The 19,317-nt window shown below is 52.0% G+C and carries 17 protein-coding genes; 14 read left to right on the forward strand and 3 right to left on the reverse strand.

The genetic code is table 11. The features are described from left to right. Positions 1–3: 3 nt before the first annotated feature. Complete coding sequence (serB, locus tag J0M34_07725; GenBank protein MBN8544136.1) at positions 4–834, reverse strand: phosphoserine phosphatase SerB; 831 nt, start codon at positions 832–834, stop codon at positions 4–6. Between serB and miaA the strand changes: the two genes are divergently transcribed. The 7 genes from miaA (at position 828) to J0M34_07760 (ending at position 9,074) form a co-directional block, all read left to right on the forward strand. Beyond that, a complete protein-coding gene (gene miaA / locus J0M34_07730) occupies positions 828–1,712 on the forward strand; it encodes a tRNA (adenosine(37)-N6)-dimethylallyltransferase MiaA (protein MBN8544137.1) in 885 nt (294 codons plus the stop codon). The two genes, serB and miaA, sit on opposite strands and share 7 nt — an antisense overlap. A 42-nt stretch (positions 1,713–1,754) precedes the next feature. Then, complete coding sequence (locus J0M34_07735; protein ID MBN8544138.1) at positions 1,755–2,858, forward strand: hypothetical protein; 1,104 nt, start codon at positions 1,755–1,757, stop codon at positions 2,856–2,858. Positions 2,859–2,962: 104 nt separating this feature from the next. Next, positions 2,963–4,717 carry a biosynthetic-type acetolactate synthase large subunit gene (gene ilvB, locus J0M34_07740; protein ID MBN8544139.1) on the forward strand — a complete coding sequence of 585 codons (1,755 nt, stop codon included), beginning with the start codon at positions 2,963–2,965 and terminating at the stop codon, positions 4,715–4,717. 3 nt (positions 4,718–4,720) lie between these two features. Then, positions 4,721–5,269: an acetolactate synthase small subunit gene (gene ilvN, locus J0M34_07745; GenBank protein MBN8544140.1), complete on the forward strand. Its 549-nt coding sequence runs from the start codon at positions 4,721–4,723 to the stop codon at positions 5,267–5,269. Between the two features lie 58 nt (positions 5,270–5,327). Beyond that, the gene (gene ilvC, locus J0M34_07750; protein ID MBN8544141.1) at positions 5,328–6,341 is read left to right on the forward strand and encodes a ketol-acid reductoisomerase; all 1,014 of its coding nucleotides are present in this window, start codon (positions 5,328–5,330) and stop codon (positions 6,339–6,341) included. Between the two features lie 53 nt (positions 6,342–6,394). After that, positions 6,395–7,960, forward strand: coding sequence for a 2-isopropylmalate synthase (locus J0M34_07755; protein ID MBN8544142.1), 1,566 nt, complete (start codon positions 6,395–6,397; stop codon positions 7,958–7,960). Between the two features lie 67 nt (positions 7,961–8,027). Next, positions 8,028–9,074 carry a rod shape-determining protein gene (locus J0M34_07760; protein ID MBN8544143.1) on the forward strand — a complete coding sequence of 349 codons (1,047 nt, stop codon included), beginning with the start codon at positions 8,028–8,030 and terminating at the stop codon, positions 9,072–9,074. A 100-nt stretch (positions 9,075–9,174) separates the two neighbouring features. Here the strand turns inward: J0M34_07760 and J0M34_07765 are convergent, their stop codons facing one another. Beyond that, a complete protein-coding gene (locus J0M34_07765; GenBank protein ID MBN8544144.1) occupies positions 9,175–10,665 on the reverse strand; it encodes a hypothetical protein in 1,491 nt (496 codons plus the stop codon). 144 nt (positions 10,666–10,809) lie between these two features. Next, positions 10,810–12,870: a tail fiber domain-containing protein gene (locus J0M34_07770; GenBank protein MBN8544145.1), complete on the reverse strand. Its 2,061-nt coding sequence runs from the start codon at positions 12,868–12,870 to the stop codon at positions 10,810–10,812. 161 nt (positions 12,871–13,031) lie between these two features. On the opposite strand from J0M34_07770, the gene J0M34_07775 reads away from it, so the two are divergent. The 7 genes from J0M34_07775 (at position 13,032) to J0M34_07805 (ending at position 19,314) form a co-directional block, all read left to right on the forward strand. Continuing rightward, entirely contained in the window at positions 13,032–13,457 is a 426-nt protein-coding gene (locus tag J0M34_07775) for a hypothetical protein (GenBank protein MBN8544146.1), read from the forward strand. A gap of 72 nt (positions 13,458–13,529) precedes the next feature. Beyond that, a complete protein-coding gene (gene mreC / locus J0M34_07780; GenBank protein MBN8544147.1) occupies positions 13,530–14,363 on the forward strand; it encodes a rod shape-determining protein MreC in 834 nt (277 codons plus the stop codon). 43 nt (positions 14,364–14,406) lie between these two features. Then, positions 14,407–14,874: a rod shape-determining protein MreD gene (gene mreD / locus J0M34_07785; protein ID MBN8544148.1), complete on the forward strand. Its 468-nt coding sequence runs from the start codon at positions 14,407–14,409 to the stop codon at positions 14,872–14,874. A gap of 15 nt (positions 14,875–14,889) precedes the next feature. After that, on the forward strand, positions 14,890–16,674 hold the full coding sequence (gene mrdA / locus J0M34_07790) for a penicillin-binding protein 2 (GenBank protein ID MBN8544149.1): 1,785 nt from the start codon (positions 14,890–14,892) through the stop codon (positions 16,672–16,674). 23 nt (positions 16,675–16,697) lie between these two features. Next, positions 16,698–17,807 (forward strand): rod shape-determining protein RodA, encoded by a 1,110-nt coding sequence (gene rodA, locus J0M34_07795; protein MBN8544150.1) that lies wholly within the window; start codon positions 16,698–16,700, stop codon positions 17,805–17,807. A gap of 47 nt (positions 17,808–17,854) precedes the next feature. Next, positions 17,855–18,412, forward strand: coding sequence for a pilus assembly protein (locus tag J0M34_07800; protein ID MBN8544151.1), 558 nt, complete (start codon positions 17,855–17,857; stop codon positions 18,410–18,412). Next, the gene (locus tag J0M34_07805; protein MBN8544152.1) at positions 18,412–19,314 is read left to right on the forward strand and encodes a pilus assembly protein; all 903 of its coding nucleotides are present in this window, start codon (positions 18,412–18,414) and stop codon (positions 19,312–19,314) included. Before J0M34_07800 ends, J0M34_07805 begins: the two co-directional genes overlap by 1 nt. Positions 19,315–19,317 lie beyond the last annotated feature (3 nt).

Genomic DNA, 19,317 nt, shown 5'->3' on the forward strand with positions numbered 1-19,317 from the left:
CGCTTATTCTACCCATGCGTCACGCGGAATGCCCTGCACAAACAGCAGTGCCGACAAATCATTGTAATTGATGCGCGCTTTCGCTTGCGCCTGCACGGTTGGTTTGGCGTGGTAAGCAATACCTGTGCCTGCTGCAAGCAACATAGGCAGGTCGTTTGCACCGTCTCCTACTGCTAATGCATCGCCTAAGGCGCAGCCTTTTGCTGCGCAATAATGCTGCAGCATTTCGCGTTTAGTATCTTTGTCCAAAATCGGTTCCGCTACCGTACCGGTGAGCGCACCATTTTCCATTTCCAAAATATTGGCGACATCGACATCAAAGCCAATCTGCGCAGCGACGCGTGATGTGAAAAACGTGAACCCGCCCGAGACGAGTACGGTGTAAGCGCCACGCGCTTTCATCGTGCGCACCAACGTTTGTGCGCCAGCCATGAGCGTTATGCGTTCGCGCATGACGCGTTCCAAGTCTGCGGACTTGAGGCCTTTAAGCAGTGCGACGCGTTCACGCAGGGCGGCTTTGAAATCCAGCTCGCCATTCATGGCGCGCTCGGTAATCGCGGCGACATGGGCTTTCAGTCCTACGACATCGGCCAGCTCGTCGATGCATTCTTGCGATATCATCGTTGAGTCCATATCGCTGATGAGGAGCTTCTTCTCGCGGCCAGCCGTGGGCTGGATCACGATGTCTACACCATCTATTGCAGGCATCTCTGGCACGGAGTCAAAAAAGATATCGCACGCACGCCCTTCCTCTAGCCAAACAATCTGCCTCCCACCGCTAGGTGGGTTGAGTTTGGTGCCTTCTGGGGCTATGAGTGTCATCACATATGACATCGGACATTCTCATTTTAACGGGTACGACGTGCAGCGGAAAATCCGCCCTTGCATTGGAGCTAGCAGCAACGCGCCCTGCTGTCATCATCAATGCAGATGCCATGCAGATGTATCGCGAATTGCGCATTATTACCGCGCGGCCGACGGCGGAAGAAGAAGCGCAGACCGAGCATGCGCTCTACGGCGTTTTGGATGCAACCACGAATGGTTCGGTGAAGCTATGGCTTGAGATGGTCCTGCCCGTCATTGCCCATGCCCGCGCAGAAAGCAGACTTCCTGTGCTGGTCGGTGGAACGGGCATGTATCTTAAAGCGCTGATGGAAGGCATCAATGATATCCCGCCTATCCCTGATGATGTGCGCGCTGCCGTGCGCAGCACCGAGAATATCTATGATGCATTGCAAGCGAAAGATCCTGTAATGGCGGCACGCTTGAAGCCAGGTGACACACAGCGCATTCTGCGTGCACTAGAGGTGATGGAGGCAACGGGTGAGAGCCTTGCCAGCTTCCAAGAAAAGCCGACAACGCCGCCGCTACCCGATGCACGCTTTCATGTGTGTTTTGTCGATAAGCCGCGCGCGGAAATTTATGCGCGTATCGATGCGCGCTTTTTACAGATGATGGAGCAGGGTGCGCTCGAAGAAGTACGCGCATTGATGGAAATGCGATTGCCAGAATCACAGCCCTTGATGCGTGCACATGGCGTACCCGAATTGATACGCTATCTACAAGGCACCATGACGCAAGAGGAGGCGGTTGCAAAAGGGCAGCAAAACACACGTAATTATGCAAAACGGCAAATAACGTGGCTACGCAACCAATTCCCAAGCGCTCAAGCCATTGATAAATATGAGCAGTTTGGTCGTATTTTCACGTAATCTTCACACTATTTTGCAATGCGGGATGGTACATTGGCTCCTATGTTAGAAATCGCCAATCACCACGACGACGAGATGTTGTTTCAGGCATTTGAAGAGGCCCGAAGCCTTTTGCTCGAAGAGCATAAGGCTATGAAGCTTGAAATGAAAGAAATGGCGCGCGCTGGCAAAACTAAAGACCCAGATTACTTAACAGATGCCGAATTAAATGAAGGATGGAATTATACGGAAACGCTCCTTGATCATTTGAAGCAAGGATTAGCGGAGGCCAAGACGCGAGAGCAGCAAGAAAACCTAATACGTATCGCGCTTGAGAATGGGTTTAATTCAACCGTTATTGCTGGCCAACCCATATTAGGCTATGAGGCATTTGTAGAATTTATCAGTCTTTTCAAGGAAGAAATTGGCCAGCATTATGATCCTGAAGAAAATCCATGGACCGATTTTCTAGAAGATATGATAGAGTACGGCGATTTCCAGCACGACGCTTACTATGATGTTTGCGATTTAGTGGCAGCGCGACGCATTGCTAAAGGTGAAGATAGCGCGAAAGTATATAGTGAATCTCCCTATAGGTTGGCCTGCAAAGCTTATTCCGAAAAGCACCCCGAATTTGATTCTGATGAATTTACGTCCGAGCAGTTTGATCAAGTCAGTGAAGCTGCGCAAGATTTAGTTGAGGATGCGCTCACCCCGTTTGAGGCGTGCCTGCCTGAGCACTCGCCAATGTCTATTGCATGGTTCATTGGGCGTGCAACGGATTTGCACGAATCGCATTCGCGTACGCCAGTACAGCGATTAGCAGCAGCAGGACAAAGAAGTTATGGATTCACCCGACAAATGCCCGCCATCACACCCGCTAATGACGGAGGTGAAAGGTTGCCAGGCCTGAAGCTGCAAAGGTTGCGGATGTTCCCAAAAAGAATCGAATCTCCAACGGATATCGCTAACGATAATAGTGTGGGTGAAGGAGTAGAGATCTATAATAACCAACGTATTCAAAATAGGGTGGTTGATACGCTCACGCCTATTTTCCTCAACCATATTGATGCCGCGACAAATGTGCACGATCTTCTGGCCGCCAAGCGCCAGCTTCAAAGTAAATTGCAGGTTATGGAAACAGGGTCAGAGATCGCCCAGCGTTAGGCTGTATGGGCCCAACTATCTAAACGCTATTATTTTTCACAAAGCACATTGACGCAATCCTTTGAAAAGGCTAGGTTCCTGCCTCTTTATCCACAGGAGCGATTATGGCCGAGCCACGCGAATTAACTGGTGCCGAAATAGTAATCCAATCGATGCTCGATAACGGCACCGAGGTGGTATTTGGCTATCCAGGTGGCGCGGTGCTGCCGATTTATGACGCGCTCTTTAAGCAAAACAAGCTGCGCCATATTCTGGTGCGCCACGAACAAGGTGCGGGTCACGCAGCGGAAGGTTACGCGCGTTCGACCGGTAGGGTTGGCGTGTTGATGGTGACGTCGGGCCCTGGCGCGACCAATACGGTGACAGCTCTGACGGATGCGTTGATGGATTCGATTCCGCTGGTCTGTGTGACAGGGCAGGTGCCCACGCATGTGATCGGAACGGATGCATTCCAAGAAGCGGATGTGACGGGGATTACGCGTAGCTGCACGAAGCATAACTATCTCGTGAAAGATGTGAACGACCTCGACCGTATTATGCATGAGGCGTTTTATGTGGCGCGCACGGGTCGCCCTGGCCCTGTGCTTGTCGATATCCCAAAGGATATTTTGAATGCCGTGGGTCGCTATCGCGGCAAGGATGTGCCGATTCGTAAAATGACGGCCGTGGTCGTGAAGAAGCCAGATGCGAAAATGGTCGAGCGTGCGGTGGAGTTGATGGGCAAAGCGAAGCGCCCGCTATTTTATGTCGGCGGTGGCGTGGTGAACTCGGGTATGGATGCGTGCGATGCACTCACCAAGCTTGCGCATATGACGGGTTTCCCCGTGACGACGACTCTGATGGGCTTGGGCGCTTTTGCAGGCACCGACGCGCAGTTTTTAGGCATGCCGGGTATGCACGGATCGCTCGAAGCGAACATGTGTATGAGCGAGTGCGACGTGATGATCAATATCGGTGCGCGATTCGATGACCGTGTAACAGGCCGTCTCGATGCGTTCTCGCAAGGCTCGAAAAAAATTCACGTGGACGTGGATGCATCGAGCATCAATAAAATCGTGCATGTGGATTTGCCGATTACGGGGGACGCTGGCGAAACACTCGAGATGATGATCGCGCTGTGGAAGAAGAAGAAAGTCACTGCGAATAAAGAAGCGCTCGCAAAGTGGTGGAAGCAGATTGATGGTTGGCGCGGCAAGAATTCGTTCGGCTATCACCAAGACAAGCGCATCATTAAGCCGCAGCACGCATTGCGTCGCCTCAATGCGGCGCTCGAGAAAAAAGATTTCTACATCACAACCGATGTTGGCCAGCACCAAATGTGGGCGGCGCAGCACATCCTCTACGATAAGCCGAATCGTTGGATGACCTCGGGCGGCTTAGGCACGATGGGTTATGGTTTCCCCGCCGCGATAGGTGTGCAGATCGCGCACCCGAATAAGCCCGTTGTATGCGTGACGGGCGAGGCGTCGTTCATGATGAATATTCAGGAGATGAGCACGGCAGTGCAGTACCGCTTGCCAGTGAAAATCTTCATTTTGAATAACCAATATATGGGCATGGTGCGCCAGTGGCAGGAGATGTTCTATTCCAGCCGTTATTCCGAATCGTACATGGATTCGCTACCTGATTTCGTAGCACTTGCTGAAGCCTTCGGCATGAAGGGGATTCGCGTCAAAGACCCCGCGAAGCTGGATGAGACCATCAAAGAAATGATCGACCATAAAGGCCCCGTACTGGCCGATGTCTGGGTTGACCAGAATGAAAATGTCTACCCAATGATTCCTGCAGGTGCTGCGCATCACGAGTTAGTGTTGGGCCCCGAAGAAAGCAAACGCGAACTCAACAAGAATTTGGTGTAAGTTATGACCCAAGAATTACTCGATATCGTTTATGATATTCCCGATGAGGTTGTTCAAGAAGAGCGCCATATTTTGGCGGTGTTGGTGGATAACGAATTCGGCGTGTTGAACCGCGTGGTGGGGCTTTTCTCTAGCCGTGGTTACAACATCGAATCCCTCACCGTGGCAGAGGTTGATACGAAGAAACATTTGTCGCGCATTACGGTGGTGACTCGCGGCAGCATGCGCAAAATCAAGCACATCATCGCGCTTTTGGAGCGCATGGTGCCTGTACATAAGGTGCATGATTTGACGGTGGAATCGCCGTTCGTGGAGCGTGAATTGGCGCTGGTAAAAGTCGTGGGTAAGAATGATGATCGCGTCGAAGCATTGCGCATTGCCGATATTTTCCGCGCCAAGCCGGTCGATACCACGATTGATAGCTTCATTTTTGAAATTACGGGCACTACCGAAAAAGTGAATACTTTCATAGACTTAATGAGGCCCCTTGGGCTGGAAGAAGTCTGCCGCACGGGTGTGGCTTCCGTCGCGCGCGGTAAAAAGGGTATTTAGCGCTTTTATTTCTTAACAATCAGGTTAAAACGCTCGTCCGTACCCCAAGGAGAACGTCATGAAGGTTTACTACGATAAAGATTGCGACCAATCACTCATCAAGGGCAAGAAAATTGCCATCATCGGCTATGGTAGCCAAGGTCACGCACATGCGTTGAACCTGAAGGATTCGGGCGCAAAAGATATTACCATTGGTCTGCGTTCAACTTCGGCAACGGCTGCGAAAGCAAAAGCGGCTGGCTTCAAAGTAGCAGAAGCTGCGGAAGCGGTGAAAGATGCTGACGTGGTGATGATTCTCGCGCCAGATGAATTTCAGGCCGATATTTACGCAGGTTTAGAGGCGAATATCAAACAAGGCGCTGCGCTCGCATTCGCGCATGGTTTCAATTATCACTTTGGTTTCATCAAAGCGCGCGCGGACATGGATGTGTTTATGGTGGCACCAAAAGGCCCAGGACATACGGTGCGTGGTGAATATCTCAAAGGCGGCGGCGTGCCATGCCTTGTTGCCGTTGCGCAAGACGCTTCGGGCAATGCGCTGAAACTGGCACTTTCCTACGCTTCGGGCGTGGGTGGTGGCCGTTCAGGTATCATCGAAACCAACTTCAAAGACGAATGCGAAACCGATTTGTTCGGCGAGCAAGCGGTACTTTGCGGTGGTATCACACACCTTATCAACGCTGGTTTTGAAACGCTGGTTGAAGCGGGCTATCCGCCAGAAATGGCATATTTCGAGTGCTTGCACGAAACCAAGCTCATCGTTGACCTTCTCTATGAAGGCGGCATGGCGAATATGCGCTACTCGATTTCCAACACTGCCGAATATGGTGACTATGTAACGGGTCCGCGCATCATTACCGCGGAGACGAAAAAGGAAATGAAGCGCGTGCTCGAGGATATCCAGTCGGGTAAATTCGCGCGTGAGTTCATTGCTGACCGTGCAACGCAAGGTGCACACAAGCTCGAGAAGTATCGCGAAGAGTCCGCGAAACACCCAATCGAGCAAGTGGGTCAGAAGCTTCGTGCTATGATGCCATGGATTGCGAAAAACAAGCTCGTTGACGCTGCGTAATATAAACACCCGCGCGGTATAGGTGACCTATCTTCCGCGCGTGAAGAGAGGTTATGATGTCTAGCAACCGTATTATCATTTTCGACACCACCTTGCGTGACGGCGAGCAATCGCCCGGCATGTCCATGACGCGTGAGGAGAAACTCCTCGTCGCGGAAGTGCTCGATAATATGGGCATCGATGTGATTGAGGCGGGCTTCGCCATGGCCTCGGACGGGGACTTTGAAGCAGTCAAGGCGATTGCGGAAGTGACACAAAATGCAGTGGTGTGTTCGCTGGCGCGTGCGAAGGAGGCGGATATTCGCCGTGCAGCCGAAGCAATTAAGCCTGCGAAACGTGGGCGTATCCATACGTTTATGTCGACGTCGGAGATTCACCTCACACACCAATTCAAGATTTCGCAAGACCAGGCGCTGGAAGTAATTCGCGACGCCGTAAAACTTGCGCGCACCTTTACCGACAATGTGGAGTGGAGCGCGATGGATGCGACGCGCACCGAGCTCGATTATCTCTGCCGCGCGGTGGAAGTGGCGATTGCTGCGGGTGCGACGACGATTAACCTGCCCGATACGGTTGGCTATGGCACGCCTGAGAGTATTGCCAAGATGTTCACGCACGTGATGGGCAAAGTGCCCAATGCTGACAAGGCGATTTTCTCATTCCATGGTCAAAACGACCTAGGCTTAGCAACGGCAAATTCACTGGCTGCGGTGAAAGCTGGTGCGCGCCAGATTGAGTGTACGATCAACGGGATTGGTGAGCGCGCAGGTAACACGTCACTTGAGGAAGTGGTGATGGCGCTGAAAGTGCATAAGGCGCACTATAACGTAGAATGCGCCGTCAAAAGCGAGCATATCATGCGCGCATCGCGCTTGGTGACGCAAGTAACGGGTCAAAGCGTGCAGGTGAATAAGGCAATTGTGGGCGCGAATGCCTTTGCGCATGAGTCGGGCATTCACCAAGACGGCATGCTGAAGAACCGCGACACCTATGAAATCATGACACCTGAGTCGGTCGGATTGGCGAAATCGAACCTCGTGATGGGGAAACATTCTGGCCGAGCGGCGTTTAAAGATAAACTAGTAGAATTAGGGCTTTCGCTTGGGGATAACGCGTTGGAAGATGCCTTTGTGCGCTTCAAAACCCTCGCCGATAAGAAGAAGGAAATTTACGACGAAGACATCATGGCGCTGGTTGGGCGCGGGGTCGATGATGCGCGCTTCGTATTTGAGAAATTGAGCGTGGAATGCGGCAGCGATGGCCCGCAAATGGCACGACTTGCCCTGCGCATCGATGGCAAGACGCGTACCGCGAAAAAAGAAGGTAACGGACCAGTGGATGCAATCTTTAACGCGATTAAATCGTTGGTCGTTGATTATTCGGACGTGGTGCTCAAGCTGTACCAAGTGCATGCAGTGACAGGCGGTACGGACGCGCAAGCGGAAGTCACCGTGCGTTTGGAGCGTGCTGACCATCTCGTCAATGGTCATGGCGCGGACGTGGATACGCTGGTGGCCTCAGCGAAAGCTTACATTTCCGCACTCAACAAGTTGGATGGATTTACCCGCCGCATCCATTTCAAAGACACGCATGAGGATGCGCCGTCCACAGCCGCTTAAGCATTTTCATTGCGATAAGTGCGACAACGTGGCAAGCCATACATGTTCTAAATGATGTGGAGACTCCATGTTCGGATTCGGAAGATTATTGGGCCTTGTTTCAGAAGATATGGCGATTGACCTCGGCACCGCCAACACCCTTGTGTATGTGAAGGGTCGCGGTGTGGTGCTGAATGAACCTTCGGTAGTGGCGCTGCGCCAAGAACGCGGCATGATGGTGCCCTATGCATTCGGTAATGAAGCAAAGTTGATGTTGGGCAGAACGCCTGAAAAAATCGAAGCGATTCGCCCACTCAAAGATGGCGTGATTGCAGATTTCCGCGCGGCGGAAGAGATGATTAAGTACTTCATTCAGCGCGTGCATAATCGCCGCTCCTTCACGGGCCCGCTCATTATTATTTGCGTGCCTGCTGGTTCAACGCCAGTCGAGCGCCGCGCAATTCAACAGTCGGCAGAAAATGCAGGTGCTCGCGATGTGTACTTGATTGAAGAGCCAATGGCGGCGGCTGTTGGTGCGGGTCTTCCCGTGACGGAGCCAACGGGTTCGATGATCGTCGATATTGGCGGCGGTACGACGGAAGTCGCCGTATTGTCGCTGGCGGGGATTGTCTATGCGCGTAGTGCGCGTGTGGGTGGCGATAAGATGGATGAAGCTATCATCAACTATATTCGCCGTTACCATAACTTACTCATCGGTGAAGCAACCGCAGAGCGCATTAAAAAAGAAATTGGCGCAGCACTGGCACCTGCGGATGGGCAGGGCAGGCTCGTTGAAATTAAAGGCCGCGATTTGATGAATGGCGTGCCGAAGGAATTATTGCTTAGCGAAGCACAAATTGCTGAAGCGCTTGCTGACCCCGTGAATCAGATTATTGAGGCGGTGAAGGTCGCCCTTGAATCCACGCCCCCAGAGCTTTCGAGCGATATTGTCGATAAAGGCATTGTCATGTCGGGTGGTGGTTCGCTGCTCAAGCATCTCGATCTGGCATTGTCGCAGGCTACGGGATTGCCTGTATTCGTGGCGGAGGATGCACTTTCCTGTGTGGCGATTGGTACGGGCCGTGTGCTGGAGCACCCCGAGACCTTGAAGCACGTGCTGTTCAAGCAAGACTAGTTTCTATACCCCAACCCATCTGATTTCTGCCTGCGCGTTAGGCAAATAAAAACCCGCGCCTGATTGCTCACACGCGGGTTATTTATTTAGAAGACCTAGGTTAGAACTTATTCATGTCTTCACCACCCAAGTTGTGCACGAGCACTCCATCCGCGTAATAGGTGTGATCACCATTCATGCGCAGATTATAGAGTTTCTGCTCATGACCTGAGTTTTCTTTAGTGTCAATTGAGTGGATAACCACTTTCTTGCCACCTTCCGTGAGCATCACATCACCTACGCTTAGGACTTTGAGGTTACCCAAGTCACGATGGATGCGCTCATCCTTCGTGTGGCTATACTCAAGGCGGGTTAGTTCTGGGTCAATTGCCGCCCAGCCATTTGTCGTCATTACTGGGTGTTCGCCAGTAATGAAATGGCGGCCGCCATTGATGCTGTAGGTAGGCTCATCTGTCTCGTAGATGTCTACTGCCAGAATCATGTTCTCCAGCGTCTGACCTTGTACTAAGTCACCCACTTCAATCTGCTCGATGGCTTTATAGCTACCATCGGACATTTTGATTTTGGTGCCCGTAACGAAGCAGCCACCGCCACCGCCGCCACCGCCGCCGCCGCCACATGCCGCGCAGCAATAGCCAGTACCTGTAGGTGTACCAATACAGCTTGATTCATCAGTAATCAGACAGCTTGAACCAAATCCTGCGTCAGCGCATGGATCGCTTGGTGCGCATGCACCGTTAGCAATCGAGCAGTTTGCGTTGCTGCCACCGCCAGAACCATTACAGGTCCAGGTTTGGCTGCCGCCACATGAGCCAGCATTATAGCCAGATGGGCTACCTGCAGAACATGTGTTCGCACCGCCGCCACATACACCGTTGACTGCACATGCATGCGTATTACATGCTTGTGACGTTGAACCGACGCATGCTGCACCACCATTGGCAGGTGTCGGATTGTTACATGCGCGTGTCTGTGTGCCACCACCGCAGCTTACAGAACATGCGCTCCATGCACTCCAGCCACCATTAACAGGGCAGCCAGTCGTATTACATGCTTGTGACGTTGAACCAACGCATGCCGCACCACCATTGGCAGGTGCGGGGTTGGTACAGGTGCGTGTCTGTGTGCCGCCACCGCAGCTTACAGAACATGCGCTCCATGCGGTCCATCCGCCATTGACGGGACACCCAGAATTCGCTGAGGAACAGTTCGCGTTCGTACCGCCACCAGAACCGTTACAGGTCCATGTGCGGGTTGTACCGCACGCCGTTAAGCCGTTATCACCACTGACCGTACCTGTGCTACAGGCGCCTGGGACACCGCTACACAAACCATTAACCACTGGAACGTTCGAGATACCAATTTTCGCATTGGCAGTCATTCCTGTGAAGCTGCTCCACTGCGATGCATTACCCGTTGGTACGCATAGTCTTTCGGTGGTGCTGTAATTGGTGATTACTTTACTCACACCATGAGCCGTGATGGTCTGGGTGGTATTAGGTGCAATGTACGTACAGGCATTAACCTGTGCTTGAGCGCTAGAGAGTGGTGTGAAAACGAGCAGTGCTAATGAGAATAAACACGCAACCATGTAACGCGAACAATATGACACCATAATCTAGCCACCCCTATAAATTCATTATTATTAACGTCTATCTTATCTTAATTATTAACACTTCGCAAGCACGCTCCCTATTGCACCGCGATAACCTAGCAGCGAAAAGGGTTATTGCTCTTAGGCCCCAACACGCTTTTCCAATCGCTCTAAGCGCTGTTTAAGCTGCTGATTCTCTTTCTCTAATGTATCGATACGTGTCTCTAATTTCCTGACCTGATCCACCAGCGCTAGGAATTTGGTATAGAGCTGCTTTACTGCCTCGATAACGGGTAGAATGAGCTTATCATAGGCAACCTGTTTGATTTGGTCGCCTTTACCATTCACCGCTTCAGGCATGACTTTCTCGACGTCTTGCGCAATCACGCCAATATCTTTGCTGCCGTCTTTTTTCCACGTGAAATGCACCGCGTGAATTTTCTGCAACACCTCTAAAGCATTTTCCGCGAAGGCTGGATGAATGTCGGCTTTCAAGCGTGCGTCGGAAGGCGAGAAGAAGCCAGATGCCAGAACATCAGCCCCAACCGTAAGGCCGTAAGCAGCATTCACGCCTGATAATATACCCACTTTGCCCTGAAAGTTTGTATCGGCCGTGCCGCATTGCAGGGCGTAACTTGCAGTGCCGATATAGCAGTAACGCTGTGAGCCGGCTTGCTGCGCGAGGAATGCGTTATTGGAACCATCTGCGGTAGCGAGCATTGCAAGTGCACCAGTAACGGCTGCAGGCACATGGCCCCTCACACCATAGGAGTTGTTGGCATTACCCCACCCATACACACCATAACCTCCCGTAGCGACCGTATCGGCAATGCCATACACGCCTATATATCCACCTGGTCGGTAAGTAACGCCATATGCACCATAGGCATTAGCAACGCCAAGGCCGCCGTAATGCAATCCATCTTGAGATTCTCCGCGTACTGCCCAGTTTCCAGAAGCATTTGAGGTGCTTTTGCCAATGATTGGAAAATCTTGGCTTGATACATATATGCCGCGCCCAGTTCCTGTATTAGAATACTCTGATAAGTAGCTTGGGGATGCAACAGCGCCCTCCACTTTCAAACGTGCTGTGCCTGGTGTTGTTGTCCCGATGCCGACGTTGCCGTTAGCTGTGATGCGCATGCGTGGAGCACCCGCAGTCGAGAATTCGAGCTGGGAATCCGCAATGGAGCTAATGGTTGCGTTGTTTACTCCGGTATCGGTAAACTGTAGGGAGGTGCCATAATTGCCGCCGCCTTGTGCACTCAAGAACGATACGAAATTGATAGAAGCACCAGTTGTCTGGAACGCTGCAGAACTTGCGCCCCCACCCGAGCCTACTACGTGTAGGCGACCGCTCGTTGGTGTTGTCGTACCAATTCCCACATTGCCTGTTGTGGTGCTGCCGTCATTACCAACGCTGTGAATGTTGTCGCCCACGTTTGACCAGAGGTTGGTGCTGCTGCCTGTGCTTACGGCGCTTAGGCGGAATTTAGGCATCCAGCGCACAAAGTCGTCAAAGAAGCTGGCAGCAACAGAGCCATTGTTAAACCGCGCGTCGCGGAAGGTGGCGTCGTCATTACAGTTTTGAACGTCCAGATTGGTGCTCGCGCCGCAGGCAACGGGAGCGCCAGCCGTTTGGTAACGTAGCCCGCCTTTACCATCACTACCTGTCGATACAATAACGTAGCTCACGCCAGAATTCGTGCCACCAGCCGCGATAGTATTGCCGCCACCATCCAGCAAGGTAATCATGCCTTGATAGACGGGTGCTGTGCTAACGAAGTCAACGTCGTTGGTGTGGCGTTCAGTGACAGCATAGATATAGCGATTGCCAAATTCATCCGCGATGGAGCGGTCGCGCAATCCGAGTGCGCGCACGGGTAATGCTCCAATACGCACCCCACCGATTGAAACGGTACCCGCTAACGCTGCGCCAGCATTACACACGCCCGCTTCATTACCAAAACCCGCAGCACCCAGTGCCAGTGTGCGGTTTGCGGGGCAGGGTAGGCGGCGTTGGGTCTTGAAATAATCCTGCAGCGCTTGGTTGATGCTATCAAGCTGCGTATTGCTCGCGACATTTGCTTGCTGTTCGACCACGGTGGTGCCGATGCTTAATCCACCTGCTGTCATTACGCCTAAAATGGCGAGTACAATTGATAGTTCGACCAGCGAAAACGCGTAACGATAGGAGCGCATCCAAATTCCTCTGAGGAGGGTTTTAAACGTGGAGGGATTCTACCATGAGCGGCTCAGGCTTACCAAGTGATTATGTAAGCACAGCAGCTATAGGTGTAATAAATAATGTGAACTGCGTGGTTTTTACCTTTTCTTAACGCTTGCAGTGTAGAGTTCGGTTCATGCAATCAAACACTCCATCGCCACTCACGGCATATGATTTACTAAACGCCAACGATAAGCGTATGGTCGATGCGTATGTATATCGCGAGTTAGCACAACGTGTGGCTGGCAAAGTGCCAGGTAATACACGTCCTGCGCTGACCCAAGATTACATGGTGGTGAATGCAGGCGTGAAGGGCATTGTACCTAAGCAGCCCGCAGGTCGTGGGACCGCAAGCTACAATGTTGAGATGCACATTGAAGTGATGCGTGACGTCGTAGCTAGTAACCCGATGTTTTTGGGTAGCATCCGCGCGCTGTTGCCGCAGATTGAAAAAGAATATCCAGATGTAGATTTCACTGCACAAACGCAGATGTTCATTGATTTTAACGGCGATGAATTTGATGCACCCAGTGAAATATCGCGCCTAATCAACAGGTCTTAGCGATTTTTGCTTGTCATCAGGCGGTGACTAGGCGCATAGTAAACCCAAGCTCCTTATCTTAGAGAGACATGCATGACGCGCTGGCGCGAGACATCCATTCGCACAACGTCCTCCACTGGCTTGCTGGTGTCGCGGGGGCTGGTGATTGTCTTGTTCATTACCGCGCTGACATTTGTCGCTCTTTCGCGCTCTCAACATACTTCGCTAGCGCAGGCACGGATTGCGGTGCTAGGGCAAATGGCGCCCGTATTTGAGGTGATGGCGAAGCCGATTGAAGCGTGGCATAGCCTGCTTGCGAATATGAGTGGCGTGTGGAACGCCCACCACACGAATCAATTACTGAAAGCCGAAAATGATACGCTGCGTCATTGGCAGTCGGTTGCGATGTCGCTCAAGGCAGAGAACGAGGCACTGCGCCAAATGATGCAATACCAGCCCGTTGAGCGTGCTACGTATGTGAGTGCGAAAATTACGGGCCATATTGGCGGTGCATTTGCACAGCAGGTGTTGATTAATGCGGGTAAGTCGGATGGTCTCAAACCTTACCAAGCCGTGATCGATTCGCATGGCCTTATCGGGCGCGTGATGGACTCGGACGATCATACGTCGCGTGTGCTGCTCATCAATGATGCGTCGTCGCGGATTCCTGTGGTGACGGCAACCAGCCGTGAGCGTGCCATTATTGTTGGGACGAGCGGTGAATTGTTGCGCTTGGCATTCGTGTCGCCGCAATCCAAAACACAGGTGGGTGATGTGGTCTTGACCACAGAAGAGGGCGGGTTAATGCCTGCCAACATCATGGTGGGGACAGTGTTTAGCATTCAAGATCGTACCGTGATGGTGAAGCCAATGCGCCCTGTAGATCGCGCAGAATTTGTGCGCATCGTCCAGCACCGTTCACACTAGTATGGTGATTAGGTCGCGTTCCTTTTCAGATCAATGTATGCACATGCTGCCTGCCGTTGTCGGCGTAGTGATGGTGCTCTTTGGCGCGTTGCCTTCACTCATTAAAGGCTATGATTTGTTCCCCCATATGGGGTTGCTGCTATGCTGTTTTTGGGTCATGCATTATCCGCGTGTCTGGCCGTTGTGGTTTGTTTTTATTTTAGGCTTGGCGCAAGACACAGTCACAGGCACGGCGCTTGGTACTCAAGCATTCTTGTTGATGGTGTTTTGTGCAGCCATTACACGCTATGCACGTCAATTGAATCTGCAAAATTTCCGACTGCTATGGGTGCAGATTGCGATGCTCAGTGCAATCTACATGACCGCCTTGTGGCTACTCATGTCGTGGGTGATGCGCGCGTGGCTGCCAATTGTTCCAGCGCTTAGCGAATTGTTTTGGACGATTCTATTCTACCCCCTTATCCACCTGTTATTGATTCCTATCCTCAGGTTGCTTCCGCCGCTACGATAGTGCTAGACACTACGCATGGCACGTTCGCTCAATCAGCTTCAGATGCTCAATCGTCGCACCGTCGTATTTGGCGGTATTCAAGCTGCAGCAGGTGCTGCGCTCTTATCGCGGCTCTATTATCTGCAATTCGTTAAGGGTGATGAGTTAAAAACCGAAGCAGAAGGTAACCGCATTAAGGTTCAACTTATTATTCCACCGCGCGGTGTGATTACCGACCGCATGGGCGTGATGATGGCGGGTAATGATATTAGCTATCGTCTGTATATTGACCGTGATCAGCCCAAACAGGCGCGCAAAACCATCGTTCGTTTGGCAGAGTTGCTCGCATGGGACGCGGCGCAAACGAAGCGCGTACTGGATCAGATTCCACCACGAAGACCGGCGGGACCACTCTTGCTGGCTGAGCAATTATCGTGGGAGAATATGGCAAAAATAGAGTTTCATTTGCCCGAGCTTCCAGGCGTTGCGATTGAAGAAGGCCAGTGGCGCAATTACCCATTTGCGGATCACGCCGCGCATTTATTGGGCTATGTTGGCAAGGTGTCGGAGCGCGATAATCGCGACCATCCGTTGCTGCGTTTGCCTGATATGAAAATCGGCAAAAACGGTATTGAGTATTTGTTCGAAGAGCGCCTGCGCGGTACGGCGGGAACGCGCCATATTGAGGTGAATGCCCTTGGCCAGCCGATTCGTGAACTTAAAAAAGAAGAGCCGATTGCAGGCGGCGCGTTGAAGCTGACGGTGGACAGCCGATTGCAGGAATTTATTGTGCAGCGTTTGGGTGATCAGGCGGGTGCGGTGGTGGTCATGCATGTGCATACGGGCGATATTCTGGCGCTGGTTTCCATGCCGGCATTTGACCCAAATGAGTTCAGCAAAGGCATTAAAGAAGGCTACTGGAAAGCGCTGAATGCGAATGAAAAAATTCCACTCATGAACAAAGCGATTACGGGGCAATATCCTCCTGGCTCAACCTTTAAAATGCTGGTGGGGCTTGCGGCGCTGCGTGAAGGTAAAATCAATCCGCGTACGACCGTACATTGTCCTGGCCATTTCTTCTTGGGTAATCACCGCTTCAATTGTTGGAAGCCTGAGGGCCACGGAACCATGGATTATAAGAGCGCGATTGCACAATCATGCGATACGTATTTTTACACGGTTGGTCGCCAAGCGGGGATTGAGGGAATCGCTAAAATGGCGAATGATTTGGGATTGGGTGAATCAACAGAACTTGGTTTGATGAGCGAAAAGGGCGGTATTATCCCAACCCCTGAATGGAAAGCGCGCATTGGTCGAGGCGTGTGGAATCCTGGTGAGACCATCAATACATCGATCGGTCAGGGTGACGTGCTGACAACGCCGTTGCAGTTAGCGGTGATGATTGCACGCATGGTGAATGGCGGTAAGAAAATCTTGCCGCGACTGACGGAAGAAGTAGCGATACGCGAAGACGGATTTATCGATATTGATGAAGCGTTCCTGAAGCTCGCCCAAGAAGGTATGGATATGGTGACTAACGCACCAACCGGCACTGCCTATGCGAGCGGTATTCGCGAAGAAGCTTACCGCTTCGGTGGTAAAACGGGAACGTCGCAAGTGCGGCGCATTACGATTCGTGGCCTTAATCAAAATACACTCCCATGGAAATATCGCCATCACGGATTATTCGTTGGCTACGGCCCTACGCATGATCCGCAATATTGTTGTGCCGTGCTGATTGAGCATGGTGGCGGTGGTGCGTCGGCGGCAGCGCCTGTTGCTAAAGATGTCATGCAAAAAACGATGGAGTTGTTCACGTGATCTCGGCGCATCAGTGGCGTAAAATGGGGCGCAGGCTGCGTGATGTTCACGCGCCGATTATGCTCGTCATATGCGTTCTATGTGCCATCGGTTTGATCATGCAATATTCGGCAGCAGGTGGTGCATGGCGTGTGTTCGCTGTGCCGCAAGCGATACGCATGGTCATCGGATTTGGCGTGTTTGCTGCATTGGTGGTGATGCCAACGCAGCGCTTGTTGCAGCTTTCGTACCTCACCTATGCTGGGTGTCTGGCATTGCTGGTTATCGTAGAGGCTATGGGATTTATCGGTATGGGCGCACAGCGCTGGGTGAGCCTTGGCGTGTTTAATTTGCAGCCTTCGGAGTTGATGAAGCTTGGGGTGATTCTGGCCTTGGCGCGCTATTTCCATGGCGCGACGTTGGAGGGCACGCGGCATATATTAGTATTGTTGCTGCCTGCTTTCTTGGTGCTCATGCCCGTGGCGTTAATCTTGAAACAGCCTAACTTAGGTACGGCAACCATCGTGGCGTTTATTGCGTTCTCAGTCTGTTTTATGGCGGGGATTCGTTGGTATTATTTTGCCAGTGTCATTGTCGCCGCCGCTGCCGCACTGCCTGTTGCCTACAGCTTATTGCACGATTACCAGAAGCGCCGCGTGATGACGTTTCTTGACCCAGCGAGCGACCCTCTTGGTGCGGGCTATAACATTATCCAATCCAAGATTGCGATTGGTTCGGGCGGGTTTATTGGTAAAGGTTTGTTGAATGGTTCGCAGGGTCAATTAGACTTTTTACCTGAAAAGCAGACCGACTTTATTTTCACGATGTTGGCCGAGGAATTTGGCTTTTTCGGCTCCTTTGTACTGCTGGGTCTTTATGCAGTGCTTTTGGCGTTTGCACTGCTCTTGATGCGCAATTGTCGTCATGCGTTTGGTCGATTGGTTGCGGCTGGGGTGGGGGCAATGCTGTTCGTGCATATCTTCATTAATATGGCGATGGTCATGGGCATGATTCCCGTGGTAGGGGTACCATTGCCGTTCCTTTCTTATGGGGGCTCGTTTCTCATCAGTACCTTAGCGGCTTGCGGCCTTTTGATGCATGTTTACGTGAACCGAGATGCCAACGTGCCGCGCCCGAGACAGTTTGGCCTATGAGGAGAAAATCCGCGCATTTTATGCTAATTTCTGCTATAGTACCTGCCATGAAGCTACGACGCTTAGATAATGCTGGGGCCACCATCGTTGAGTTTGCACTCGTTGCGCCCGTCTTCTTCTTATTGCTGATGGCAATTATCGAATTTGGCCTGATAGGCTTTCACCAAGTTGCGATTGAAAGCGCCGTTGCTGCAACGGCGCGTGAGGCAAGCCTCGGGAAAGCAGCGCCTGGGGGTGATCGTGTGGAATATGTGCGCACGCATCTTCGGCAGAAACTTAGGGGGCTTATTAATTCTAGCCAGTTGCAAATCTCGGCTTCAACGGTGGTGAGTGGTGGTACCACGGCATCGCCCGACATTTGTATGGACGACCCGCCGCGTTTAGGTGGCCCGTGTGAACCGCCCCTCATTTATGAAGAAACGAATGATATTCCTGGCTATCAAGGTGCCGACGCCTCGGTTAGCTTAGGCAATGCTGGGGATGTGGTTGAGGTGCGTGTGCTCTACCCATGGCGCGTGCAACTTCCATTGATGAGTCGCTTTTTTGGTAATAATGGCGTATTCCTGATTACCGCTAATACGATTGTAAAGAACGAGCCATTCTGATGCGCGCACTGTTTCGTAGATTCTGTTGTCATCAACAAGGCGTTGCGCTCATAGAGTTCGTTTTTGTATTGCCGCTGATTTTGTTGCTGGTGCTAGGCGGTACGGAGCTTACACGCTATGTGCTGATCACCCAGAAAATTGATAAAGCGGGCTACGCAATTGCCGACTCGGTAGCGCAATCACCGCCCGATGGCGCGGGCGCACTGAGCGAGGCAACGCTTAACGCAACGCTTACCACCTATGACAGTTTGCTGCGACCGTTTGATAATCCTGCGCGGCAGTCGGTGATTGTAACCTCCCTTCAACGTTGTGGTGTGAACAACCGTATTTTGTGGCAATTTGCTGGTGGCGGCACACTCTCGAATGGCGAGACTACTTCCATCGTGAACGGTCTTACGCCTGCCGCAATTAATGCAAGCGTGCAAAATAGCAGCGCGACATTTCCTGCGGCGATTTCATCGGAACTGGTGACGATGATGAATGAAGAGAACATGATTGTTGCGGAAGTGTTCTATTCCTACGAGCCATTTTTATCAGATGTGCTGGACGGTATTTTTGACTTTGCAATTCAGCCTGCCGTGCAGGTGCGACGTGTCTTTTTACACCCGCGTAATGGCACACTGAATTGCTTGCCACCTTCGTTTGGCTGCGCGGATTGTGCGTCGGCACCGGGTGGTAGTTCAAGCAGCAGTAGCGGTGGCGGTCCTGGCGATATTTGCCCCCCAGGCTCATGTGGTATTGGAAGTTTGGCGGGTGCCATGCCATGTGAATGTGTGCCAAGTGGCGGCACGACACGCGGTTGGAATTCAGGGCCAGATGGATGTGGCTTGTACCGTTGTAATAACGGAAGCTGGACGTTCATTGGCGCCCTTATTTGTACGACTTCACCAGTATGCCCATGAGGA

Source organism: Alphaproteobacteria bacterium, assembly GCA_017302575.1.
Lineage (GTDB): Bacteria > Pseudomonadota > Alphaproteobacteria > Rickettsiales > UBA3002 > JAFLDD01.